The organism is Chitinophagales bacterium (assembly GCA_040877935.1).
GTDB lineage: Bacteria > Bacteroidota > Bacteroidia > Chitinophagales > CAIOSU01 > JBBDNB01.
The window spans coordinates 1-26,356 of the sequence record JBBDNB010000046.1; the positions used below are offsets into that span (position 1 = coordinate 1).

20 protein-coding genes are annotated in these 26,356 nt (G+C 39.3%); 15 read left to right on the forward strand and 5 right to left on the reverse strand.

Annotation, left to right across the window (positions count from 1 at the left end; genetic code table 11):
- Positions 1–168: 168 nt before the first annotated feature.
- Positions 169–1,509, reverse strand: coding sequence for a D-arabinono-1,4-lactone oxidase (locus tag WD048_12720; GenBank protein MEX0813073.1), 1,341 nt, complete (start codon positions 1,507–1,509; stop codon positions 169–171).
- Between the two features lie 353 nt (positions 1,510–1,862).
- On the opposite strand from WD048_12720, the gene WD048_12725 reads away from it, so the two are divergent.
- The 4 genes from WD048_12725 to WD048_12740 all read left to right on the forward strand — a co-directional run bounded on the left by WD048_12725 (position 1,863) and on the right by WD048_12740 (position 9,025).
- Positions 1,863–4,805 carry a glycoside hydrolase family 3 N-terminal domain-containing protein gene (locus tag WD048_12725; GenBank protein ID MEX0813074.1) on the forward strand — a complete coding sequence of 981 codons (2,943 nt, stop codon included), beginning with the start codon at positions 1,863–1,865 and terminating at the stop codon, positions 4,803–4,805.
- A 39-nt stretch (positions 4,806–4,844) separates the two neighbouring features.
- A complete protein-coding gene (bshA, locus tag WD048_12730; protein MEX0813075.1) occupies positions 4,845–5,993 on the forward strand; it encodes an N-acetyl-alpha-D-glucosaminyl L-malate synthase BshA in 1,149 nt (382 codons plus the stop codon).
- A 40-nt stretch (positions 5,994–6,033) separates the two neighbouring features.
- Positions 6,034–6,660, forward strand: coding sequence for a MarC family NAAT transporter (locus tag WD048_12735; protein MEX0813076.1), 627 nt, complete (start codon positions 6,034–6,036; stop codon positions 6,658–6,660).
- A gap of 139 nt (positions 6,661–6,799) precedes the next feature.
- Positions 6,800–9,025: a T9SS type A sorting domain-containing protein gene (locus tag WD048_12740; GenBank protein ID MEX0813077.1), complete on the forward strand. Its 2,226-nt coding sequence runs from the start codon at positions 6,800–6,802 to the stop codon at positions 9,023–9,025.
- Between the two features lie 138 nt (positions 9,026–9,163).
- Here WD048_12740 and WD048_12745 read toward each other — a convergent pair whose 3' ends face one another.
- Together WD048_12745 and WD048_12750 are read right to left on the reverse strand one after the other, a co-directional pair.
- A complete protein-coding gene (locus tag WD048_12745; protein MEX0813078.1) occupies positions 9,164–9,781 on the reverse strand; it encodes a fibrobacter succinogenes major paralogous domain-containing protein in 618 nt (205 codons plus the stop codon).
- Positions 9,782–10,020: 239 nt separating this feature from the next.
- Positions 10,021–10,815: a fibrobacter succinogenes major paralogous domain-containing protein gene (locus WD048_12750; GenBank protein MEX0813079.1), complete on the reverse strand. Its 795-nt coding sequence runs from the start codon at positions 10,813–10,815 to the stop codon at positions 10,021–10,023.
- A 192-nt stretch (positions 10,816–11,007) separates the two neighbouring features.
- Here WD048_12750 and WD048_12755 point away from each other — a divergent pair, with 192 nt between their 5' ends.
- Positions 11,008–11,370, forward strand: coding sequence for a helix-turn-helix transcriptional regulator (locus WD048_12755; GenBank protein ID MEX0813080.1), 363 nt, complete (start codon positions 11,008–11,010; stop codon positions 11,368–11,370).
- Positions 11,371–11,702: 332 nt separating this feature from the next.
- Here the strand turns inward: WD048_12755 and WD048_12760 are convergent, their stop codons facing one another.
- Together WD048_12760 and WD048_12765 are read right to left on the reverse strand one after the other, a co-directional pair.
- On the reverse strand, positions 11,703–13,502 hold the full coding sequence (locus WD048_12760) for a hypothetical protein (GenBank protein MEX0813081.1): 1,800 nt from the start codon (positions 13,500–13,502) through the stop codon (positions 11,703–11,705).
- Positions 13,503–13,698: 196 nt separating this feature from the next.
- Positions 13,699–14,799 carry an acyl-CoA desaturase gene (locus tag WD048_12765; protein ID MEX0813082.1) on the reverse strand — a complete coding sequence of 367 codons (1,101 nt, stop codon included), beginning with the start codon at positions 14,797–14,799 and terminating at the stop codon, positions 13,699–13,701.
- A 313-nt stretch (positions 14,800–15,112) separates the two neighbouring features.
- On the opposite strand from WD048_12765, the gene WD048_12770 reads away from it, so the two are divergent.
- The 10 genes from WD048_12770 (at position 15,113) to WD048_12815 (ending at position 26,352) form a co-directional block, all read left to right on the forward strand.
- Positions 15,113–16,495, forward strand: a complete 1,383-nt coding sequence (locus WD048_12770) for a sulfatase-like hydrolase/transferase (protein ID MEX0813083.1) — start codon at positions 15,113–15,115, stop codon at positions 16,493–16,495.
- 111 nt (positions 16,496–16,606) lie between these two features.
- Complete coding sequence (locus tag WD048_12775; GenBank protein MEX0813084.1) at positions 16,607–17,275, forward strand: NAD(P)H-binding protein; 669 nt, start codon at positions 16,607–16,609, stop codon at positions 17,273–17,275.
- Entirely contained in the window at positions 17,275–18,003 is a 729-nt protein-coding gene (locus tag WD048_12780) for a type III pantothenate kinase (GenBank protein ID MEX0813085.1), read from the forward strand. The genes WD048_12775 and WD048_12780 overlap by 1 nt, the downstream gene beginning before the upstream one ends.
- Positions 17,990–19,270 (forward strand): hypothetical protein, encoded by a 1,281-nt coding sequence (locus WD048_12785; protein ID MEX0813086.1) that lies wholly within the window; start codon positions 17,990–17,992, stop codon positions 19,268–19,270. The genes WD048_12780 and WD048_12785 overlap by 14 nt, the downstream gene beginning before the upstream one ends.
- A gap of 1 nt (position 19,271) precedes the next feature.
- Entirely contained in the window at positions 19,272–20,627 is a 1,356-nt protein-coding gene (locus WD048_12790; protein MEX0813087.1) for a tetratricopeptide repeat protein, read from the forward strand.
- 136 nt (positions 20,628–20,763) lie between these two features.
- Complete coding sequence (gene lptC, locus WD048_12795; GenBank protein MEX0813088.1) at positions 20,764–21,309, forward strand: LPS export ABC transporter periplasmic protein LptC; 546 nt, start codon at positions 20,764–20,766, stop codon at positions 21,307–21,309.
- Positions 21,310–21,389: 80 nt separating this feature from the next.
- The gene (locus tag WD048_12800; GenBank protein MEX0813089.1) at positions 21,390–22,649 is read left to right on the forward strand and encodes a hemolysin family protein; all 1,260 of its coding nucleotides are present in this window, start codon (positions 21,390–21,392) and stop codon (positions 22,647–22,649) included.
- Between the two features lie 105 nt (positions 22,650–22,754).
- Complete coding sequence (locus WD048_12805; GenBank protein MEX0813090.1) at positions 22,755–24,842, forward strand: peptidylprolyl isomerase; 2,088 nt, start codon at positions 22,755–22,757, stop codon at positions 24,840–24,842.
- Positions 24,843–24,922: 80 nt separating this feature from the next.
- A complete protein-coding gene (locus tag WD048_12810; protein MEX0813091.1) occupies positions 24,923–25,441 on the forward strand; it encodes a DUF2480 family protein in 519 nt (172 codons plus the stop codon).
- A complete protein-coding gene (locus tag WD048_12815; GenBank protein ID MEX0813092.1) occupies positions 25,438–26,352 on the forward strand; it encodes a lytic transglycosylase domain-containing protein in 915 nt (304 codons plus the stop codon). The genes WD048_12810 and WD048_12815 overlap by 4 nt, the downstream gene beginning before the upstream one ends.
- Positions 26,353–26,356: the final 4 nt, after the last annotated feature.

Consider the following 26,356-nt stretch of genomic DNA (forward strand, 5'->3'; position numbering starts at 1 on the left):
TAACAGAAATTCAATGATAGTATAGTGATTGGAGGTCTCGACCAAACACTATTTAATTTATGCCGGTGCCTTTCTATAATTTTTATTACCACAAAATCATTGGACTGGGAAAATAGCTGCGATAGGGGTAGAAATAGAATTAAGAGGGAGCAAAAAATTTTTGTTGATTTAAATCTCATTTTTGTAGGGCTTTGGTTTACCACTAAATAAAGATTTTATCAATTCATTTTCAAAAAGGTGATTCGGATCCAAATCATCTTTCATTGATTTAAATGCATCCCATTTTGGATAAGCGTTTTTAAGATAATCCCCATCACAGTTGAATTCCTTTCCCCAGTGTGGCCGCCCTTTGTATTTTTTGGCCAATACTTCAAAATCAGAATAGAGTTCCGGCCAGCCTTTGTTGCCGATCAGATAAGCACCAATCCAAATGCTGTCTCTTTTGTAGCAGGGACTCAGCGCAAATTCATCGCCTTTCACAAAGCGTATTTCCTGTAAAAAATTGATTTTATGACCTTTTGCTTCCAGCATTTTCCTGTATTCCGATAGCAGTTCAGGACCATCATTGATATCAAAAGCCCATTCGGTTTCATTGTGAACAGGTGGGCTGGGCACATCAAAAACCTTAAAACTCTGTTCTATGCGGTTAACCGGACGAATCAAATAATTGCTGATCAAATGATTAAAACCCGGTCGCCAATTGGGATTAAGATTTCCAATGGCCACCATAAAACGATAGGCATAAACCGATATAAATTCATCGATGAACCATTGCCTAAAGCGCGAATCATTGGGGCGTTCACGGGTTCTATTGTAGCGATAGACCAAAATTTTGGAACAGGGCGGAAACCACCAAAACTTTACGTGATCGGCACTGTGGATTATTTCATGGTAGTTTTTACACAAAATGTCAAAATCCAGCAATTCCGTTTGCTCATGCAATTGAAAAGCGGGGACTATTTTAATGCAAATTTCAGTTACAATGCCCAGGGCACCCAAATGCACCACCGCCAATTGAAACCGTTCTGCATCTTCATCCCTGTCGAATATTTGTTTCGTGCCATTTCCATCTATCAAAGTAAAAGACTGCAATTGATCGGCCAGCATTTTTAGGCTTGTCCCACTGCCATGTGTTCCGGTAGCAATGGCACCAGCAATGCTTTGCTCAGCTATAGATCCTAAATTTTTGAGCGCAAATCCTTTTTCTGCCAAAAAGAGATTGACCTGCCAAAGCTTTATTCCGGGCTGTACGGTAAGGGTTTTCTGCTCTTTATCCAAACTCAATACCCTGTTGAATTTGTCCATATTAATGAGAAAATCATCCGTCTTTATCAGCTCAGACCAACTGTGCCCGGTACCGACCATGCGGATTTTTTTCTGCTCCTTATTGGCCAATCGAATCAGCTCAATGACTTTTGATTCATTGCTGATCTGATAATAGCGCTCGGGCGTAAATTGGATATTTCTGCCCCAGTTTTCATAATTGTGCTTGGAAAAAAAGTCTGACAATTGGGAAATTTTATTTGGAATTCAATTCTATAAAACTTTATTGCAAAATACGGCTTAAACCCGAAATATGCATTAGGAATCTATTGCAAAACTTCCAATATAATCCATTATCAAAACAGTATTCAAGGACCACCTACTTGTAAGGTGGATATTCACCCCAATAACTGGTGTAATCCTACTGTAAAACCATATTCACATATTGCTGTAGTTCAAGAAAAACCCTTGCTATTTTAGAGTAGAAAAATAAAATAATTTTTATACCCCAATCCCATTCCTTACGTTCTACTGCACATGCTAAAAGATTGTGCACAAATTCCTTTCCCGGATATAAGCATTTATTCTAAATTTAGGCCATGATCAAAAAGTATTGCCTTTTTATACTACTGTTTTTACAGGCTTCTCAAGGATTTGCGCAGGATAAATTTTTTATCACCTCTGAGGGTTTGGATCCTGTATATGAGCAATTGAAAAAACACTGGACAGATTCGGTTTTCAACAATATGAGCATGGACGAACGGCTTGGGCAGTTGTTTATGGTGGCAGCCTATTCCAATAAAGATGAAGCGCATCTCAAAAATCTGGAAATGCTTGTGGAAGAAGAGCATATCGGTGGGTTGATTTTTTTTCAAGGCGGCCCCATTCGGCAGGCTAAAATGACCAATATTTTGCAAAGCAAAGCCAAAGTACCCCTGTGGATTGCTATGGATGCAGAATGGGGGCTGGGCATGCGACTCGACAGCACCATCAGTTTTCCGCGACAGTTGACCCTGGGGGCGATTAGGCAAAATAATAAAATTTACAGAATGGGTAGGGAAATTGCCCGGCAATGCCGCAGACTGGGCGTGCACATCAATTTTGCCCCGGTAGTGGATATCAATAACAACCCGAAAAATCCTGTGATCAACAACCGTTCCTTTGGAGAAGGAAAAAGCAATGTAGCATTCAAAGGGCTGGCCTATACTGAAGGTTTGCAGGATGGCAATGTGATGGCCTGTGCAAAACATTTTCCCGGACATGGCGACACCGATTCCGATTCGCATCTCACCCTACCGGTGATCAAACAGAGCCGTGAAAGGCTGGAAGAACTAGAACTGCATCCTTTTCGCATATTGATCAACAACGGGGTGCAAAGCATTATGGCTGCACATATTCATGTGCCTGCACTGGACAGTACTTTTAATTTGGCCACTTCTCTTTCACCAAAAGTACTAAAGCAACTGTTGCGGGAAGAAATGGAATTTGATGGGCTTGTATTTTCCGATGCACTGAATATGAAAGGCGTGAGCAAGTTTTATGAACCTGGTGAAGTGGACTTAAAAGCTTTTCTTGCAGGCAATGATGTGTTGCTTTTTGCAGAAGATGTCCCCAAAGCCAAAGCTATGTTTAAAGCAGCATTGGACAATGGAAAGCTTGACCCGGAAAGCCTAAAGGAAAGCGTGATGAAAATTCTGGAGGCGAAATTCGATCTGGGATTGACCAGAAAGCAGGAAGTGGAATTGGAAGGCTTGCATAAAGATTTAAACAACCCGCGCGCAAATTATATTTTGCAGGAACTCTATGAAAGCAGCCTGGTACTTGCAGCCAATGATAAGTCCCTGCTACCGGTTTCGGGAAAAGACAGTTTTAATATAGCTTCTCTGTCTATTGGGGTGAACCAGCAAAATGCTTTTCAGGATCAATTGTCAATGTTTGCGCCTGTTCAACATTTTCAAAGCAGCAAAAGTCCATCGATTCAGCTAATCAATAAATTAAGCGAGTATGAAACGGTAATTGTGGGGCTTTTCGATATGAGTAAATACAGTTCGCGCAATTATGGAATTACAACTGAAACCCTTGATTTTCTTGAAAAACTTAGTGCCAGAACCAATGTAATTGTAAGTGTTTTTGGCAGCCCCTACAGCTTGAAATTTTTTGAAAACACGGAAACCCTTTTGCTTGCCCACGAAGAACAGGAAGCAGCACAAAAAGCTGCTGCACAGGCTGTGTTTGGTGCTATACCTGTTGACGGAAAAATGCCACTTGCAGCATCTGGCAAATACCCAATTGAACACAGTATAGAACAAAACAAAACTATAAGACTGCATTATTCTGCACCCGAAGCCATAGGCTTGTCTGCTGCCTCATTTCAAATAATTGACAGTATTGTATTGCAGGGAATGGCAGATGAAGCCATGCCAGGTTGCCAGATTCTGATCGCCAAAGACGGACATATTATTTGGGACAAAGCTTATGGTCAACACCAATACAACAAGGAGATTCCAGTAAAAAAAACGGACTTATACGATTTGGCTTCGCTAACAAAAGTGGCGGCTACTACTTTGGCACTGATGAAACTCTATGAAGAACGGAAATTTCAGATCAATAGGCGAATGGGGGATTATTTGCCCATTCCGGACACACTCAAAGTACACAATCTGATTGTGAAAGATGTAATGACCCACAGTTCGGGGCTACAAAGCTGGATTCCTTTTTACCTAAAAACCATTAAAGACACGCTTTATGATCATATCTACAGCAGTGCCAAAGATTCTGTTTATGAAATACAAGTAGCCGATCAATTGTACATGCGGAAAAATTATGCGGACAGTATTTACAATTGGATTTATCATGCGAAAGTAGCAGATAATCCGGAATACAGGTACAGCGATCTTGGATTTTACCTTTTTAAAGAAATAGTAGAACGACTCACTACCAAACCTTTTGATGAATACATGATGCATACTTTTTACAAAAAACTCGGTTTGCAAAACACCTGTTTTAACCCCCTGGAATGCTTCCCAAAAGAGCGTATTATTCCAACTGAGGACGACCAATTGTTTCGCAAACAATTGGTACATGCCTATGTGCACGATCCGGGGGCAGCTATGTTGGGCGGAATAAGCGGACATGCCGGTTTGTTTTCCAATGCACGGGATATGGCAGTACTCTTACAAATGCTTCTGAATCTGGGAGAATACGGAGGGCAGCGATTCCTGGAGCCCAAAACCATTCAATATTTCACCAGGAAACAAGAAAAAGACAGTAGGCGCGGACTTGGCTTTGACAAACCTGAGCCAGATATTTTTGAACCGGGTCCTACGGCAATGTCGGCTTCTCCACGCAGCTTTGGCCACTCAGGTTTTACAGGCACCTGCTTTTGGGCAGATCCCGATCAGAATCTTATTTATGTATTTTTGTCAAATAGGGTTTATCCAGATGCTTCCAACAAAAAACTGATCCAAAACAATATCAGAACCAATATCCATCAGGCAGTATATGATATTTTGCAAAAGTCAGTAGCAGAAGTTGAGAACTAAATCAAAAAACTGCTGTTTGAAAATTGAAATAAAGGAACTATGAAAATAGGCATTGTATGTTATCCGACCTATGGAGGTAGTGGCGTGGTAGCTACCGAACTTGGAAAAGCTCTTGCAGACAAAGGGCATCAAGTGCATTTTATAAGCTATAAGCAACCCGCCAGAATAGATCATTTTGCCTCTAATCTTTTTTATCACGAGGTGAATATTGTCAACAATTATCCGCTTTTTGAGCATCCCCCTTATGAAACGGTATTGACCAGCAGAATGGTAGACGTAATACAATATGAAAAATTGGATTTGCTGCATGTGCATTATGCCATCCCCCATGCTTCGGCAGCTTATATGGCCAAGCAGATTTTGAGGGAAAAAGGCATTTATATACCCGTGGTAACGACACTGCACGGAACAGATATTACCCTGGTAGGTAAAGATGCACTCTATGAGCCTGTAGTTACTTTTTCCATTAATAATTCCGATGGAATAACAGCTGTATCAGAAAATCTAAAAGAAGAAACCTACCGCCATTTTGATATCAAAAAAGACATCCGGGTGATTCCGAATTTTGTCGATTTTTCGCGTTTTAGCAAAGTCAACAAAGATCATTTTAAGAAAGCCATTGCACCCAATGGAGAAAAAGTATTGGTGCATGTATCAAATTTTAGAAAGGTAAAAAGAGTGAGCGATGTGGTGCTGGCATTTAAGGAAATTGTTAAGGAAGTGCCAGCTCAACTATTGCTTATTGGTGATGGTCCCGACCGCTCTAAAGTGGAAGCACTTTGCCGTGAACTGGGCATTTGTAAAGACATCCGTTTTTTGGGAAAACAGGATGCCATTGAGGAATTGCTGGCCGTTTCCGATCTGTTTATGATGCCTTCGGGCAGTGAGAGTTTTGGGCTGGCAGCACTGGAAGCGATGGCCTGTCAGGTGCCTGTTATTTCTTCGAACACAGGGGGTGTGCCGGAAATCAATATTGACGGCAAAACCGGTTTTTTGAGTGATGTTGGCGATTATAAGAAAATGGCATCAGATGCATTGAAGTTGCTCAAGGATGAAAACTTGTTGGAGACTTTTAGAAAGAATGCCTATGAACAAGCCAAGCGATTCGATATCCATAATATACTACCCATTTATGAAAACTACTACAGGGAAGTGCTTGAAAAGATGAAAGAATCAGCATTGAAATAATCTGATTTTACACGAACAAAAGCTTACCTTTAATCCCAATATGTTTGTATTGTATTTCACACTTCTGGCCTCTCTGTTTTCTGTGGTCAATCCTATAGGGGCAATGCCTATATTTTTGTCAATGACCGCTCAGGACTCAGCAGAAGAGCGCAATAGAATTGCGCGCAATGCAAGCGTCTATCTCTGTATTATTCTGATTGTTTCATTTATTATCGGCACTTATATCCTTACTTTTTTCGGAATCAGTATCGATGCGCTGCGCATTGCAGGAGGGATCATAATTATGCTTTCTGGATTTGATCTTTTAAGGGGCAACCACGCAAGAGGGAGAAATATTGATAAAAAAGTAAAAACGGAGGCTGTCAAAAAAGACGATATTTCACTTACACCATTGGCCATTCCCTTACTTGCCGGCCCCGGCTCTATCTCTTTGCTCATTGGAATGTTTAAAGATTTTCTAGATTTTGAACATTATATTATTGTGCACCTGGTCATCATTACAACAGGAATTTTGACTTTTATCATTCTCCGTTTTTCTACAAAACTGGTAAGCAAACTCGGTGAGGCCGGGATGAGTTCGCTTTCCCGCATCATTGGTTTTATTGTAATGACAGTAGGCGTTCAGTTTATTATCAATGGCGTGAGTTCTATTGTGAGAGGGTTCTGAAACTTCAATAAGGAGCATATTAGATAAATTTTTATAAAAATAAAGGCGTGTTTTTTTTACAGATAAACAGCCCACCCTATATTCCAGCACTTATTAACTCAGCATTTTTAATTAGTTTTATGTGCCTTAATAAGTTCACATGTACACCAGACAAACCCTTTCACTGTTCTTGATTTTATTTTTCCACTTGGGATTTGCCGCTTCCGGTGATATCACCACTGTAGTTTCCCATGATTCAACAGAGCTGACCTGGTATGGTAGCTATTCTGAAACTACATCCTTTCCGAATCAATCAAAGGAATACCAGCAAATTTTGATGGATTTTACACTGGGCTGTTCTTCAGGTGGTTGCAGCCATTGGGATTATACCGTGCAAATACAAATAGGCCAACCCACAGGCCGTTTTGATTCTACCATCGCACAACTCGATACCATTTCCCAGAATCCACTACAGATTGATACCGTTTGGAATGCTCCATTTGAAATTATCGAGTGGTTTGAACTCGGCAGGATGATCACGCCTTATGGCAATTATATGGATTATGCCTGGGGAGGAAACAGTCATGGTTTTGATGAAACCTGGAAAAAAACATGGACCTACGATGTGACCATGATGGAGCCTTTGCTGCATGGGGACAAACCCGTTCGTGTATTTTTTAGCGGATGGCCTCAGCAGGGAAGGGGATTTTCTGCCAAGGTAGATTTTAGATTTATTGAAGGCGTACCCGCTAAAAGAGTTCGTAACATCCAAAAAGCTTACAGCGGAGGTGCTTACAACAATTCCGCCCAATTTGAATCTGATGTTGTGCCTCCTAAAAATTTAGACATTGAAGCTCCATTTGCCGACCTGCGGATGATTGTTACCGGACACAAGCAAGACGGGGAGTTTACACCCATCAAATACCAGGTTAATGCCAACAGCACATTTCTTAGGGAAGAACTATTGTGGCGGGACGATTGCAGTGAAAATCCTTTGTCGCCACAGGGTGGCACCTGGATTTATAACCGCGCCAACTGGTGCCCGGGTGATGCAGTGGAAGAACATTGGTTTGATTTAAGTGATTATGTGCAAAACGGCTCTTTAGCGCTCGATGTGGACTTTGACGCATACACACCACCCAATGGTGAAGCTTCCTACACCATTTCGGGCTATGTTTTTGAATACCAGAAAATACAAAGATTGTATGATGTTGTTTTAGACAGAATTGTGACTCCATCTATTGACAGTGAATTGAAAACCATCTCATCTACAAACTCTACTTTTAATTTTGACCGTTATGCAGCTACAATATGTAAAAACCCGATGGTGAGGATAAAAAACATGGGGAACAAAACGCTGAATTATTGCCAAATCGAATACGGTGTAATCGGAGGTTTTTCTTTTTATTATGAATGGCAGGGCAGCCTGGAGTTTGGAGAAAGTGAAGAAGTGGAACTGCCCATTATGGACTGGAGTGGGTTGGACACAAACAATCCTGTATTTTTTGCAGAAGTGAGTTTTCCCAACCAACTGGTAGATCAGTTTCAGCACAACAACAGAAAAGAAAGCAGTTTTGAACTGCCGCAGGTTTTTGCCGATGGGGATTTGACCCTTAGGCTCAGGACAAACAACCAACCGCAGGAAAATAGCTACACACTTATTGATGATGAAGGCAATGTTATTCTTGACGAGCAGAATTTCAGCGGCAGCAGCAACAATGACAAAACAGTTACTTTGCAAAACGGCTGCTATAAGCTGGAAGTCCTGGATACAGATAATTTCTTTTTTGGGGGCGGTGATATTGGTGGCGATGGTTTGAGCTATTGGGTAAATACCCAGAACAACCTGGAAACCGCTGGCTTTTTTGAGATCAGACAGACTGGTGGTGGACGGCTGCTGTATTTCGATCCCGATTTTGGACACAAGATCACTTATGAATTTATGGTGGGCGAGGCATTGCACCAACAAAGCAATCCTCCTTTGCCGGGCAGTGAACCTGAACATGCTGATGTTGAAGAAGTGACAATCAATGGGGTAAACTATTACCACATGCCCGATTCAGGATTGTATTTCACTGAAGTAGGAGTAGGCTCCACTCCGGAAGAAGCTTTGAATATAGCACCCGATGCAGAAATTGATCCTGTTCAGATCAGCGTATTTCCCAACCCCAACAATGGACAAATGCAAATTCAAATACAGCACGACAAAGCACAAACAGCACAAGTGTATGTGCGCAATGTAGTGGGAAAATTGATCCTGACCGAACGCATTCCGGTAAACAATACTTACACGCTAAACTTAAACGGCAAAGCCAGCGGCATTTACTTTTTGCAGTTTGAAGTTGCTGGGGAAGTGATTACTAGAAAGGTTTCAGTTGCGCATTAGCTTTCAAAATAAACGGCTTTCATTAATGTTTTGAATTATGGCGGATTGCAAATCCGATAAATATTGCTTTTAGATTGTGTAAATCCAGAAGAGCTGGGAGATTTGAGAAGTCTATGAAATGCTCGCTTTTTTGCATATTTAACGAATACATCTTACAGAATTTCCATAATACGCTTTAACTGACCTGTCTGCATCATATCTAAAAAAACTATTGGAAAGCAATACATGTGCTGCTCTTGAATCTGGTGTTGGAGGAGATACCCACCAATATGCAGCTGAGGGAGCCCCTCCCTTCTCTAGAAACCCTTCAGTTCCTAAAACATTAACCCTTCTTCCTGAATAATATGCTTTAAACTTACTGTTTTCACCTGTAATTCTATGCTTAGCTTTATCCCAACCACCATAATAATGAGCTAAACCAGACCAATCATAATAAGAAGGGATTCGCCAACCTTCAGGGGCTAAACCTCTTGGGTCAACTACAGCGTAATAATTATATAATTTACCATGTATAGAACTGTTGCTTTTATCATTATTAAAATAACACCATGCAGGTCCTTTATTCTCGCCATATTCCAACCATTCCTCAATATTTTTTGCATGAGGAATTGGATCTCCATTTCGAAATTTATCAACATTTAAGTTTTTTGACATCCAAATTTGATCACCAATTTCAACTTCATCATAACTATTAAAGCAAGAGCAAAAACTTAAAACTGCGAATAATAATATTGAGTTATGATTTATATTTTTCATGCCATAATTTTAAATTGCAAAAGGAAATCTCCTTTGATAAAACAATCATCTATCCTCATCTCTTTTCCATTTTCAAGTTTAGTTAACCATACTCCACTTATTTCAGGATTTTGAGTACAAGAAAAAAAAAAGAAAATAAGAAAACGAAGTGTTTTATGTTAGATGATGATATCACAAGGATTGTTTTTAGTTAATATTTAAAATTGTATTTTGAAAATGGTAACGATAAACTCTGAGCTCTAGTCCTTGATGCATCGGCATGAACATCCTCCAGCCTTATAACCAAGTGTAATCTCTACATCACTAGAGCTAACTGTTCTTACAAGCCAAGCACGGTATCTACCATCACTCCCAAAAGTCCACCAGTAAGCACTGCCGCCAATACTAATGAAACTTTCACTGACAGTACGCTCACCACCAGGAAGAGCTGAAAAACCGCTACTATTGTCTCCATTTGCAATATCCCAACCACTTGTGCTTTTCATTTTTTCTCCGGCTACACTTTCACCTCCTAAATAATCAGTCAATTCTGTCCACTCTTCAACTCTTGGTAAGTGCCATCCCTCCGGACAAACATCCCGAGCCGTATTCCAATCGTACAAACGACCATATGTATTGCAATTTGCAGGGTCATTATCATAACACCAGCTATTACCTGTTTCGTAATTTAAGTTTTCCGCAAACCAACACTGACTTCCAATTTTAACAACTGAATAAGTTTTACCATCTCTTGGATCTGTAAATGTTGATTCACAGGTATTATTATTATTATTCCCACCACATGAATTTTCACAATCAGATTTTGAAGAAAAGTTTCCATTTTCATCTTCTACACAATTACCACTTTCACAGGTGTAGTTTTTATCGGTTGAATTATTATCTTGTCCGGTATCTTCATCTTTACTACAACCTGAAAAGATTAGAGTTGAAATAATTAAACTACTGAGCAAAATTTTAAAATTCATCATGATTTTGTTTTTTAAATAATTGTAATTCAATTCGCAATATACCACCATTTCAATCAACAAAAACAACTAATGTGAATTTGGTGTGTTCTGTACTGTATTTGGTTGCTTTTGTAGTGTAAACCGTTATTTAGCATCCGCTAAATTTTCCAGTTTTAATTAATTTCAAAATATTTTATTCACAAATGTATTTGTTGCATTGAAATATTTATTTAAATTTAGGTTCTAAATACTGAATCAGGAGTTCTAAAAAAGAATATAATGGAAAAACAACTGGGCAAAAAAGTACGGCAAATCCGTGAGCTAAAAGGCTATTCACAGGAATATATGGCTTCAAAACTGGGCATTTCCCAAAGAGCTTACAGCAAGCTGGAAAGAGATGAAATCAAGCTTAACTGGGACAAGATCACTGAGATTAGCCAGATTTTCGAAATCGATCCACTCGATCTGGTATCCTTTGATGACAACCTTATTTTTCATAATTGCACCAATGCAGGAAAATTCAAAAAATTTACCAATTACAACCAAATCCCCGAAAAGCTTATAGAACAATACGAAAAACGCATCAGCTCATTGGAAGAGGAAGTGGTTTTTTTAAGGAAGCTGGTGGGAGAGAAAGCCTAAATTCTTCGAACCCTGTCAGAGTTGTTCCGTTCTTAATCTGCTTTTCAACTTAATCTATGGAGATTCCCCGTACTTTAGTCCTAAGGGACATAAAGTCGGGGAATGACGGCTCCAATTGGATAACCAAATGCCCTATACCCACTCTAAAACCTCCACCAACTCCGCAATCATCATTGCGGTGGCGCCCCAGATGACTTTGCCTTCCAGGTCGAAATAGGGCGAATTGATCCTCACTACGAATCATTAAAAATACATCTGGCTATTTAAGACTTAAAAAACTTAGTGTCCTTTGAGCCTTTGTGGCAAAAATCATAGAACTGGAATTATGTTTCTTAAACCGTAATCCCCATCTGCTTCATTAAAAAGGTGGCGTTGAGATTTTGGTTGACCCCATCTTTCACCTTGTAGTCAAAGATCATTTCCCCATCTTCTATTTCAATTTCAAAGCATTGGTTTTTCAAGTTTTCGGGGTATTTTTGCTCCAGATCACCCAAGCTTACATCGTGCGTAGCAATCAGCCCCGAGCCATTGTTGCGAATAATCTGTTCTATCAAAGCCTCTGAGCCTGTGTGCTGATCCTTGGAATTGGTGCCTTTCAGGATTTCATCCAGCAATAAAAAAATCACTTTACCGCCCGCCAGTTCATCCACTATGGTTTTGAGCTTGCTCAGCTCGGCATAAAAGAAAGAAGCGTGCTTGATCAGCGAATCGTTGGTGCGCATACTGGTGTACAGCTCCATGGGCGAAAACTCCATTTTTTCTGCACAAACTACGGATCCGGACATCCCCAAAACAAGATTTACGCCTACCGTGCGCAGATAAGTACTTTTTCCCGCCATATTAGCCCCCGTTACCAAACTGATCTGCCCGGCCTTCACAATGGAAAAATCATTGCAAACCCTTGAATGATCGTCCAAAAGCGGATGTCCAAGTTCTTTAGCTACAAAACAACAGGGCTTTTCACTGATCTCCGGGAAAATAAAATTCGGGTGGTTGTAGGCATAATTGGCCATTGAACTGAATGCCTCAAAATCAGCAATTAGGTCAAACCAGTTGGCAAACTCAAATTGGTATTTTTGCTTCCACTCCTCCAGTGCAATAATGCTTCTGAGGTCTCTGAGAAAAAGTCCGTTAAAAACAAAAGCAGCCACTACATTGCTGCGGCTTTCCAGGCGATCAAGAACAGCAGAAAGTTCATTTAAAATTTCAGATGCGGGTTTTCCGCTACTTTCCAATTGGGATTTAAGCGCCAGCAATTGAGGCGATTTAAAATCTTCCGCTTCGATAAGTTTGAGCAGTTCGGCATATTTTTTAAACAACTTGATCCGCTGGCTCAGTTTGTTGTGCTGTTGGTTGATTCTTTTAGTGTTTAGTCCCACAAAAGCCAATTGGCCCAAACAATATAAAAATGCAGCGTTGACTGAAACAATATCAATTGAAGCAAGAACAATCAGAAGAATTGCTATGATGGGAGAAATGATCAATATCCCTTTCATCCATTTTTTACCTGCAAATAGCGGGGCTTCTTCCAGCCAGTCCAGAATTTGTTGCTTGGCCTTTTTATCCTCGGTGTATTTCTTGCCATGCGCCTGGAATGTTTGTCGCCAATCTATTTTGTCTTTCAGTTCATCAATGGCTTTTTGCCTCAAAAGAATGCGGTCTTTTTGATAAACAGGATCTGTTAAAAATTCTGCCAGCCGAGCACCGCCTAAGTATGAGCCCGTTCTGTTGATGGTTTGAAAAATAGATTCATCACCAAAAATATCCAAATCAAATGCATAAGGATGCTCAGCCTCCTGGTAAGCTTCTCCATTGGCAAAAGGGCGCAAATCACCCATTAATGCGCCTATTTCTTCTTTATTGACTTCTACCAGGAATTCGAGGTGCTCCTTTTCGGCTTTTATTTTATCGTGCCTTTTTACCAAAACCAAAAAGACAATAATGGCCAAAGCAAGACTGCCATATGCGATATAGGGTTGTGTGTCGTAGTACTGAAAACAAATAACTGCACCCGCTATAAAAACCAAAATTCTAACAAAAGCGAGAATATTTAAGCGTTTGCTTACCTGGTCCAGTTGTTTTTGAAAATCCTTTTGACGTTTTTCGTAAAAAGCATGGAGGGATTCATTCATCTGCGCAAAATTGTATTTGACTGAGCCGTTTCAAAAAAATATAGATTCACGGCAAATTAATAAATCATTTTACAGATTGTGCTGATTTCTTAGAGCTTTTCTACTTTAAGAATAGCTTTTGTCGCAGGACTATCCAAAATTGCGCTCATTTACCTGCTGCAAACGGAATCACAACAAATCAAAAACCTGATTGAATTCAGGCTATTTCATTCCCCAGTTTCTTCAGCATGTTGCTGTGAGCAGCTATTGCTCCTCTAAAAGTAGGGATTTCATGATAAGGTAAGTTAAACTCTCGAGCTGTTTCCTTTACAATAGGCGCCAATTGCTTGTAGTGAATATGGCAAACATTGGGAAACAAATGATGCTCAATTTGGAAATTCAGCCCACCGGCATACCAGTTGAGCAGTTTGTTATTGTTGCCAAAGTTAATGGTGGTTTTCATTTGATGCGCCAGGAAATTATCCTCCATGTTTCCAGTTTCATCAGGTTTGGGAAAGATATTATCCGCAACAATATGTGCGGGTTGAAAAATCATGGCAAGGATGATACCTGCAACAAAATGCATCACCAGAAAGCCTGTTAACCATTGCAGAAAAGTGATTTCCATAAAAATCATTGGCAGAGCTAGGATAAAACCGTAGTAAAATACTTTTGAAGCAATCAAGAAAGGCAATTCTTTTTTCAGGCTGGTATTGTACAGCTTGAAAAGGCCTTTTTTGTGATAGGTATATATTTGACGGAAATCCTTGAACAATGCCCAGGACAAAGTCATCAACCCATAGAAAAACCAGGCATAAATATACTGGAAACGATGCAGGTTAATTCTTTTGGCATGAGGTGAAAAACGCAACAGCGGAATGGTTTCCAAATCCTCGTCCATACCATCAATATTGGTATAAGTATGGTGCAGGGTATTGTGCTGCATTTTCCAGTTGAAAGCATTTCCCCCGAGTAGATTCAACGTATAGCCTATAATCCTATTTACCCAATTTTTATTGGAATAAGCTCCGTGGTTGGCATCGTGCATTACTGAAAGGCCTATACCCGCTACACCTATACCCATCAAAGGTGCCATGCCGAGCATAATCCATTTATTTGTAATTACACCGGTAAGCATTAAAGCAAAAGGAACCAAATACAAACTGAGCATTATTGCAGTTTTCAGGTACATTTTGTAATTGCCTTTTTTGCCGAGCTTTTCATCGGCAAAATACGCATTGACTCTTTGCCTTAAGGTTTTGTTGAAATCTGCATCTAACTTACGGCTGAATCTTATATTAGGCTGTTGAATTGACATAAATATTTTTATTTTTCTGACTTGCTTAATTAGTTGTAACGAAATAATACTAAAATAGTGTAGTATTTTACCTGCAAATTTCGCATTTATTTTCTGCAAATCAATCAGATACCTCAATTTTCGTTGTCACTAATTATGTTTATTTATATTGTGTTTGACTAAATACATGATAGCGTTAATAATATACATAGCCTATTAAATTTACTTTTTCAACAAATGAACTTCAGCTTTGTTTAATATTTTCCAAATGGATTGACTTACTTCCTGCTTAGAAAAATATTATTTTACCTTTGGCGCTGGAATACAAAACCTAATGGGGAAACCAAGGAATATCATCTTTCTGGTGTGCGATAGTTTACGCTACGATTCAGTTTATAACAGCAATTTCTCAATGCCTTACTGTGAAGAAAACGGTGTCCAGTTTCACGGAATGCGCTCCCCTGCCTGTTGGACTTTGCCTGCAACTACCTCTCTTTTTACGGGAAAAATGCCGCACGAACATGGGGCCAATGCACAGAGCCGGAATTTTTATCCCCAATTGCCAACACTTGCCGAGCAAATGAAAGCAGCGGGTTATCATACCATGCAGGCTACAGCCAATGTAGTTACCACCCATATTTTTGGGCTCGATCGCGGCTATGATGAAGTTTTCAGGGTATGGAAAGAGGTCGACCCTAAATTCAGGAAATTATTGCGCTTCCTGGTGATTTGCGGAAAGCCCAGGATCAGGAAAATGATTGTTTCAAAGAAAGATTTTATGAATCAGCGCATGTCTGAGGATCTGGAAATGGCCACTACCTGGACTCAAAATACCTATGCGGATATTTTTGATCACGTGAAAATGCGCATTGCAGAAAATGAAAAAATCGGCAAACCCACTTTCTGTTTTATCAATTTGATGGAAGCTCATTTTCCCTATCATGCAGATGAAACTTTTCATTTGACAGCAAATGGAATGCGTGATAAATTCAGGGAAGCCCGGGCATTGTTCGATACCCTGAATGTGAAATTCATGAAGACCGGAAAACCGATGATGGCGCCTCATATTGAGAAGTTGATCAGGGAAAGACAAAACACAGCCTGGCAGATTTTGCAAAAACCTATAGATAATTTTCTGAAGGAAATGCACAGTAAAACCGGTAACTTATGCTTGTTCACGGCAGATCATGGCGATACTTTTGGCGAAATGGACTGGCATTACCACTTCAATAATGTGACAGATGCCGGAAATAAAGTCCCGCTCATTTGGCTGGATGACAAAGCAAGCAAAGCAGAACACAAGCGGCATTCTGTGAATTCGCGTTTTCTCTACAATGATCTTTTAAGAAAAGTAAATCCTGAAGCTGCCGGACATCAAAGTGTTTTTAGCCCGAATGCTGAAAACCTACCCCTGATTCAGAGCTATTGGTACAACAGCAATGGAAAAACCCTGGATCAATACCGCTACAATCAAATGGCCATTATAGCCGGTGATCAGCGCTATGTGTATCGCGATGATGTAAATACAAAAGCCTCCTGGCTCAATGCTCCTGTTGCTAAAAAGGATGATGCTGAAGAACCTCATTTTCAACCTATGGATTCCGGCACCAATCCTGTGGAGGAATTAATAGAGGATCAGGAACAAAAAGCCTTTCTCAGAAAAACAGTAAAAGACTTCAAGCAATTTTCTGAGAAAATTCCGAGAAAAAATCCTTGAAAATCAAGACTGGGCAATAAAATATCTTTGCTGATTTTACGCTTAATGTTTGTACTTATAAAAAGCCATAGCTTTGTTTAAATTTGAAAAAATATTTAAGGGCATCGTTTTATGAAGAATAAAAAAACAGCATTAATTGCAGGAGCCACCGGGCTGGTGGGCAATGCGCTGTTGCAACTGCTTCTGGATGATGACCGGTACAGCGAAGTACGCGTATTGAGCAGAAGTTCTTTGGAAATAGAACATCCCAAATTAAAGGAAGAGTTATTGCAATTTGGTCATTTGCAGGATTTTGCAGCACATTTTGAGGTTGACCATGTCTTTTGCTGCTTAGGGACCACCATAAAAAAAGCCGGAAGCGAAGCTGCTTTTAAAAAAGTAGATCAGGAATATCCGCTGGTTATGGCACAACTTGCACATGAAAAAAAGGTGGCTCATTTCCTGATCATTACGGCTATGGGTGCCAATAGTGGTTCATTGATTTTTTACAACAAAGTAAAAGGACAGGTTGAATCAGCAATTAAAGATTTGAAACTGAAAGCTACTTCAGTACTTCGTCCTTCCCTTTTGTTGGGCGATAGAAAAGAAAGCCGCATTGGAGAGCAAGTCGGAACGGCTTTTATGAAACTTGCAGCACCATTTATGCTTGGCAGCCTGAAAAAATACAAGGCCATTGAGGCTAAAACCGTGGCAAAGGCTATGCTTCGAATTGCCAATTCTGAAAAAGAAGGCTTTAATATTTACGAATCCGATGCACTTCAAAAACTGGGCAGCAAGTAATGAATCTGGTTATAGACGAAGGCAATACACTTTGCAAATGTGCCTGGTTTGAAGATGGCCAGCTTTTGCGCCAGGAACTACTTGGTAAGGACAAAGTATTTTCCCAAAAATTTTGGCAGGATATAGATGCCGATAATATCCTGCTCTCCACAGTAAAAAGAACTCGCGAAGAATTTTTCGAATGGTTGGGCACAACAAAAAAAGAAGTGCTGTTTCTCGACTATCGCAGCAAACTGCCAATAACATTGAAATATAAAACACCCCAAACACTGGGAAATGACAGAATAGCTGGTGCTGTGGCGGCCAATGCACAGTTCCCAGGTCAAAATGTATTGGTAATAGATGCCGGAACATGCATCACCTATGATTTTGTTTCTGAGGAAAATGCATTTCTCGGTGGAGGTATTTCACCGGGGATTCATTTGCGTTTTAAAGCACTACACAATTATACCGCCCGGCTCCCGTTAGTGCAGCATATTCCCGAAAAAACCCCTTTGGTAGGTAGATCAACAGAAGAAAGTATGCTAAGCGGAGTAATAAATGGCGTAAAAGCTGAAGTACATGCGTTAATTGAACAATACAGAAACAACTATCAGGGGCTTAAAGTGATAATAAGCGGAGGGGATGCTTTGCTTTTTGAAACTAATCCGAAAAATAACATCTTTGCACAGCCAAATTTGGTCTTGCATGGATTGAATAAAATCTTAAGCCACAATGCTCCCCTTTAAAAGGATATATCCCTTCTTTATTTTTTTTATTGCAAATGCTTACCTTTTAAAAGGCCAGGAGGTTTCACCTTATTCTCAATATGGATTGGGGGATGTGCAGAGTAAAAATTTTGCAGCGGCAAAAGGTTTTGGAGGAGCATCTTCTGCTTTTCGCAATTCCCTGTTTATAAATCCGGTAAATCCGGCATCCTATAGCTCTTTGGTATTGACTACTATGGAATTTGGAGTTAATGCCAATTACAAATCCATGCAAATTGGCGATTCTACATATACTACAGGAGATGGTTTTATAGATTATATTGCCTTGGGTTTTCCCATTTCTAAAAGTGTGGGAACCAGTGTGGGGTTGATTCCTTTTAGCAAGACCAATTACAGCTATCAACAAACAATTGATGACCCTGATCTTGGAGAAGTATCAAAATTGTATCGTGGAAAGGGAAGGTTATACAGACTGTATGCCGGAGCGGCCTATCAATTTCCGAAAACAGATACTGCAAAACATCTCTTTTCTGTAGGAGCCAATATGGTTTATATTTTCGGTCAAAATGAATTTGCCCAGGGAGTTTCCTTTCCTTCCAACCAAAATGCTTTCAATTCAAGGCAAACCAGTGAAATTCGTTTTGGAGATTTTGCCTGGGATTTTGGATTGCAATATAAACTCAAGTTGGAGGGTGAACAACATTTGGTTTTTGGAGCAAGTGCTGAATTGCCCTTTAATGTTAAAACAACCAGGATAAATACTTATGAAAAATTCAGACCGGTTTCCCCTTCTCTTACTATAATAGATACTATTGGTGAAAGCAGTGCTGTAAAAGAAAAACTTGGTTTTCCATTTATTTATCGTGCAGGCTTTTCATATTCCAAATCAGACAGGCTCACCACATTTTTTGATTTTGAATACAGTACCTGGAGCCGTTTTCAGCCCAGCTACCAGCGCGATATAGATTATGAGGATTCCTGGCGAATTTCAGGGGGATTGGAATATGTGCCAAAACCTTCTAAAAAGTTTTTCAATCAACTGATATATCGCCTTGGAGCCTATTATGACAGGGGCTTTTTCAGCATCAACGGACAGCAAATTTCTGAGTTTGGCACGAGTTTTGGATTGTCATTCCCACTAAAATCTGCTTTCTCAAAAATCAATGTTTCATTAGAAGGCGGTAGCAGAGGAAGCAATGCTGAAGGTTTGATTAAAGAAAACTTTTTTAGAACTTATATTAGTTTAACACTTAACGACAAATGGTTTGTTAAAAGAAAATACGAATAGCATGAAACTTAAAATCACTACAATTTTTGCATTTTTATTTTTCTCACTTGGAACTGTCTATGCACAGGACTCCTCAGCTCTTGAAGGATTTGTTGCAGAATGCGAACCCGCTGTAGGCAAAGACAGTGTTGAGGTCTTTAAATCTTATTCGCTTTACAGGGAATTTTTCAAACAAGACAATTATAAAGATGCCCATAAATACTGGCGCTATGTGTTTAAAAATGCACCAGGGTTGAGACAAACCACACATATTGACGGGATCAAGATTTATGATAAATTAATAGAGAAAGCAGGAGATGATGAAGCTGCAAAAGCAGCGCTTTTAGACACTTTGCTTTACATCTATGATGTGCGGATAAAATGCTTCGGTGAAACAGGCGATATTTTTGGCCGTAAAGCCTTGTCTATGCTGGAACACGGCTATGATGATGTAAAAACATACAAAACCTTTGAAAAATCTTTAGAACTGTCAGGAAATGACGCTGCTTATTATGTAGTGCAGTATTATATCTACGCAGCTATTAAAGCCAATCGTGCGGGTGCAATTACTGATGTAGAGCTTTTAGAAATATATGGCAAGCTCATGGATATTGTGGATTACAATATTGACAATAATGTAAAAGACAAGTTGAAATTTGAAAAAGCAGCAGATGTTATTTCTGATGCCATGTCGAAAACCAATTTGTTGAATTGTGAGAATTTAAAACCAGTATTACAACAACAATACAACAACAAGCCTGATGATCCGAGAAATCTTAAAAAGATATACAAGCAACTTTACCATGCGCAGTGCGCAACTGACGAATTATTTGTAGAAGTTGCAACAAAGCTTTTTGAAATTGAACCCGATGCAGAGAAAGCCCGAATTCTCGCATTGAACAAAAGCAATAAAAAGGAATATACCGAAGCCATAAAATACTGGAAAGTTGCATTGGATATGGTAGAAGACAATGAGAAAAAAGCTGAATATTCTCTGACCATTGCCAGGATGTATCAAAATGCTGGAGATTATAGCTCTGCAAGATCTTATGCCAACAAAGCTGCCGATTATAAATCGGGTTGGGGAGAACCTTATTTGCTTATAGGCGACTTATACCGCGGTAGCGGAAACAGATGTGGCGAAGGTACAGGATTTGAGAGCCAGGTAGTAACATGGCCTGCAATTGACATGTATGAAAAAGCAAAGCAGGTAGATTCCTCAATAAGCTCTAAAGCCAACTCAAGGATTAAAGACAGCGAGAAATATATGCCCAGTAAAGAAGAAGGGTTTTTCCAGGGAATTAGAGAAGGAGATGATTTTAAGGTTGAATGTTGGATCAATACAACAACAAAAGTTCGCTTTGCGCCAGGAACTTAATTGCCTTATCGAACAAAATAATAAAAGGTACAGTATAGCTGCTGTACCTTTTTTATTTGCACACAATAATTTTTACTATTGGTACAGAAACTCAAATATGCTTAAATTCCATGCAAAAGAGTATATTGATTAATTAATGAAACGAATCACGTATTTTTTAATTTGTAGCTTGCTCTTGTTTTCATGTAGCAATGATTTGAAGAAGATCAAAGCATTTGAGGATGATGGCGAGGCTATTTCTGAAATAGGTGAAAATGTTGAAATTCTCTTTTCAGAATTGGGAGCTGTCAAAGTCAAAATTTTGGCGGAAGAAATGACAAGGCGTTTTGATGACGAAGCTCTTGAATTTAACGATGGCCTACGGGTTTATTTTTACAATGAAGAACAAAAGATAGAGAGTACACTGCGCGCTAATTATGGCAAAATATACGACAATCAAAACGAAATCCTGGTACGAGATGATGTTGTGGTAATCAATGTGGAAGGCGACAAACTCAACTCCGAAGAACTGATTTGGAAAAAAGCCGATGAAAAGATTTATTCCGATAAATTTGTAAAGATTACCACTGCTGAAGAAATTATATATGGTACTGGCTTTGAATCCAATCAGGATTTTACGGATTATACGATAAAAAACATTAGCGGAATCATCAGTGTGGATGATGAAAACAACAATCAGTAGAGAATAACCTGAGCTTGGAAATTATTTATTGCTCAGCTCTTAAATAATTATCGAACTCAGGTTAGTATCTTTATCAATCAATGGAAATATACTTAATAATAATATCACTCGTTTTTTCTGCCTTTTTCTCTGGAATAGAAATCGCTTTTGTTTCCAGTAATAAACTCAAAGTAGAGCTTTCCAAACAACAAGGAATACTAAGCGGAAAAATACTGGCCAAATTTATGGAGCGCCCCTCACATTTTATAGGCGCTACTTTAATCGGAAATAACATCTCCCTGATACTGCTCGGTATTATGATGACCAAATTCCTCAGCCCACATATAGATGTGTGGTTGGCCGCTTATAGTTCCGCTTTCAGTATTATGATAATTCAAACAATCATAACTACCATCATAGTGCTGGTTGTGGGTGAATTTCTGCCCAAAGCATTGTTTCGCATCAATCCGGATTTGATTCTGCGTATTTTTTCCGTTCCGCTCCTGTTTTTATATTACTTGCTTTATCCGCTTGTGCGCATTGTTACCGGTATTTCCGTATTTACTCTGCGCTTTTTTTTAAGAGTGCGCTACGAAGAAAGCAAGCCTGTTTATACCCGTATAGACCTGGAAGATTTTGTCAATCGTTTTGTGAGAAGCGATTCCGATGATGAGGAGGTCAATACCAATTTTTTTGAAAAGGCACTTTACCTCACAAAAATAAAAGTACGTGAATGTTTGGTTCCGCGAACAGAAATTTGTGCCCTGCCTATGGATGCCGGAATTGAGGAATTGAGACAAGAATTCATAGAAAGCAAACACTCAAAAATCCTGATCTACGAAAACACCATCGACCAGATCAAAGGCTATGTACACCATTTTGACTTGCTTAAAAAGCCGGAAAATATCAATGATATTCTTTTTCCCATAAAAGTAGTGCCAGAATCTATGCCGGCCAGGGAATTGCTCAACTATTTTATTAAAGAGCAAAAAAGCATAGCCTGGGTCGTAGATGAATTTGGCGGAACCAGCGGCATTGTAACCTTAGAAGATGTGTTGGAAGAAATTTTTGGTGAAATAAAAGATGAACACGACAGCGAAGATTTTATTGAAAAACAGCTCTCTGAAAATGAATATATTTTCTCCGGAAGAATTGAGGTTGATTATTTAAATGAAAAATACGAGCTGAATATTCCTGAAGGAGAATACGAAACACTGGCAGGCTATATCTACGAAACGCATGAAAGCATCCCTGAAATGGGTGAAGTTTTGAAAATGGATCATTTTGAAATTGGCATTATCAATGTTTCGGATACCAGGATAGAAACAGTAAAACTGAGTGTCCTGGAAGGTGAATTATAAAACGGAATAAATTAATTTCAAATGCAGAAGTACAGGCTTATTTGCATTTTGTTTTAAAGCAGATTAGACATATTTTTGCAACTCATTTATTAAAAGCATTAGCACATGGGTGTGATCATTAAGGTAAGAGAAAGATTTGGAGCAGTATTAGTCGGGGTAATTTCACTCGCTATTATTTCCTTCTTATTAATGGATGCGTTGAGCTCAAATAACAATTTGCTCAGTGGCCAGGACACAACAGCCGGCCTTATAGATGGTGAAGAGATCAGTATCCAGGAATATGAACAACGCGTTCAGGAAGCTATAGAAAATTACAAGCTCAGCAACCAGGTAAATGCTGTTGATGAACAGACTATGAACAGCATTCGCCAGCAAACCTGGGATGATTATGTTTCAGATGTGATCTACACCAAAGAATTTCAGGAACTGGGTATTGATCTTACTGCCGATGAATTGTTTGACCTTATACAAGGTGAAAACCCACACCCTGCCGTTGTTCAATCATTTTCAGATCCCAATACCGGACAGTTTGATAAAAACCAGGTATTGCGTTTTCTTCAGAATCTCGACAATGACCAAACCGGAGAAACACGTACACGCTGGTTGAATTTTGAAAAATTCCTTAAAAAAGACCGACTGCAAACCAAGTACAATGTAGCGATCAGCAAAGGAATTCACATACCCGATCCTATTGCTGAAGCCAATTATAAAGTGAGTGAAACTTCAATTGATATTGATTTTGTTTTTCTTCCCTATTCAGATATCCCCGATGCTGAAATAGAAATTAGCGATGCTGATCTGGAGAACTATCTAAAAGCCAATCAATCTGATTTTATACAGGAAAAATCACGAACAATTCAATATGTAAGCTTTCCCATTTATCCTTCATCTGAAGATACAGCAGCTGCTTTTGCATGGATCGAGGAGCACAAAGCAAAATTTAAAGCCGCCAATAATGATTCAACATTTCTTAAGCTTTATTCAGATAGCCGTTTAGATGGCAATTATTATGAAAAAGACCAATTGCGAAGCAGTTTTGCCGACAGTATTTTTGAATCAGAACAGGGAACATTTATAGGCCCTTATTTTGAAAATGGCGCCTATGTTGTGGCAAAATTACAGGATCGCAAAATGATCCCCGATTCAGTAAAAGTCAGCCACATCCTGCTTACAGTTACTACACAACAAGAGCTAGAGAGCAAAAGAGCACTGGCCGATTCACTGGCAGAACTTGTAAGAGAAGGTGTTGACTTTAAAAAGCTTGCCGGTCGCTACTCACAGGATGAAGCAACAAAGTTTTCTGCTGGCAGTTGGGGATGGGTAGAACCTGGTGAAAAATTCCAAACTATAAATCGGGCCTTATTTTATCAAATGGAAGAAGGCGATGTTAAAGTAGTGGGTTCCGACCGTGGGTTTCACGTTATAAAAGCAGATAAATCCACACTTTCAAGGGAAGCTGTAAGAGTTGGTTTTCTCAAAAGAAATATTACGCCAAGTATTGAAACAGAGCGCAGTGTTTACCGCGATGCAAATGAGTTTCTTGGACAATACAATACTGCTGAAAAATTCAAATCAGCCGATGAAGAATACAGTGTAAGAAAAGCAGAGAATATTAAGATAAATAACAACTCAATAACGGGAATAGGTTCTGCAAGAGAAATAGTGCGCTGGGCTTATACAACCAACCCGGGAGAAGTATCCAATGTGTTTGCCCTGGATGATTCCTATGTGGTGGCATTGCTTGAAAATGCCAAAGAAAAAGGTCCTGCAAAAGTGAAGGATGTAAGAAGTCAATTGGAATTGGCGGTTAAAAGAGAAAAGAAAGCTGCTATATTAAGCCCCAAATTAGAAGGAAGTGATTTGCAAAGTATAGCAGATAAAAATTCTGTAAGTGTAAAAAGTGCAAGTGGGCTGAGTTTTTCAAACAATTTCATTACCGGAGTAGGACTTGAAACCAAAGTCGTTAATAAACTTTTGGCTTTGGAAGAGAATTCGCTTTCAGAACCTTTAGCTGGTAACAATGGAGTTTTCAGAGCTAAAGTCACAGCTAAAAGTGTTCCTGCAAGCTTGAGCAATTATGCACAGCAAAAAATGCAAATGACCACGCAATTTCAAACAGGTCTGCAGGCTAAAGTCACAGAAGCACTAAAGAAAGCTTCTGATGTAAAAGATGAGCGCTACAAGTTTTATTAACCCGCACTTAATTCCTTATTTTTCAAGAGGGGTTTAAATCAATTTTTGATTTCCATTGTTGCATTAACAAACCAGAAATTATGACAAAGGAAACACTCGTCAACAAAGTCGCACAAAGCGGATTGACCACGCTTGATCTCGAAAAATTACTGGACAATACCGATTGGACTTACCTCGATATCAAAGGTTTTTTGGTAAAGGAAATGCTGCTGATGGAAAAACCCTTCAGAGCAGCACTTAAAACTTTTGACTGGCAGCCATTTCATGGCAAATGGGTAGCAATTTACTGTTCTGCCGATGCATTGATTCCATACTGGGCTTATATGCTGCTCACAGCCTATTTGCAAGAAGCAGGAGCCCGGGTTTTTTATGCAAATGGCGATAAAAAAAGGGATGAAAAGTTGTTATTAAAAAGACTGATTCAGGATTTAAACCCTGAAAAATACAGCAACGAAAGGGTGATTGTAAAAGGCTGTGGTCATTTAGAACTCGATGCTTCTTTTTACGTGATGATCACCGAGAAATTAACTCCGCATATAAAAAGCCTGATGTATGGAGAACCTTGTTCCACTGTACCGGTTTACAAAAGAAAAAAATGAAATACCCTGTCCTGTCAATATTCTTACTGTTTTTAGTATCCTGCTATAATACCCCTGAAAAAAGCGGTGATAAAAGCTCTAAAGTCCAAGAAATAATCAATAAGGACATTGAGAACCGGCTGGCGCAAAAAATAATGGCAGTTGAAGTTCCCGGTGAGATATATTTTTGTAATGAACGCGTCCACACCGAATTTGATGATGTAAAAGAACGTCTTGACCGAGAGTTGCTGGTCAATTCTTATTGGCATTCCAATTCAATTCAACTGTTCAAAATTGCCAATCGCTATTTTCCGCTGATAGAAAAAGTACTGGAAGAAGAAGGAGTACCGCCTGACTTGAAATTTGTTGCACTTACCGAAAGCGGACTGAAAAATGTGGTATCTCCAAGAGGTGCAGAAGGTTCCTGGCAATTTCTGAAAGGTACGGCAAAAGAATACGGTTTGGAAGTGAGCAGTACTGTTGATGAGCGCTATCATCTCGAAAAATCTACACGTGCAGCAGCGGCTTATCTACGAGAAGCTTATGAAGACCTTGGAAGCTGGACATTGGCAACTGCAGCATATAATATTGGAAGACCCAGGCTAAAAAGAATTTTAAAGCAGCAAAAAGAAGACAATTATTATGCCTTGTATTTAAATGAAGAAACAGCACGCTATGTTTTTCGCATTGTGGCACTCAAAGAAATATTTACCAATCCTGAAAAATACGGGTTCAACCTGGATGCTGCTGACCTTTACCAACCTTTCCAAACCAGGTCAGTACTAATAGATACAAGCATTAATGATCTTGTAGATTTTGCAATTGGACAGGGCATCAACTACAAAACCCTGAAAATTTTAAACCCCTGGTTGCGCGACACAGAACTTAAAAATCGCAGTGGCAAGGAATATTTCATTAAATTGCCACATTAATTAT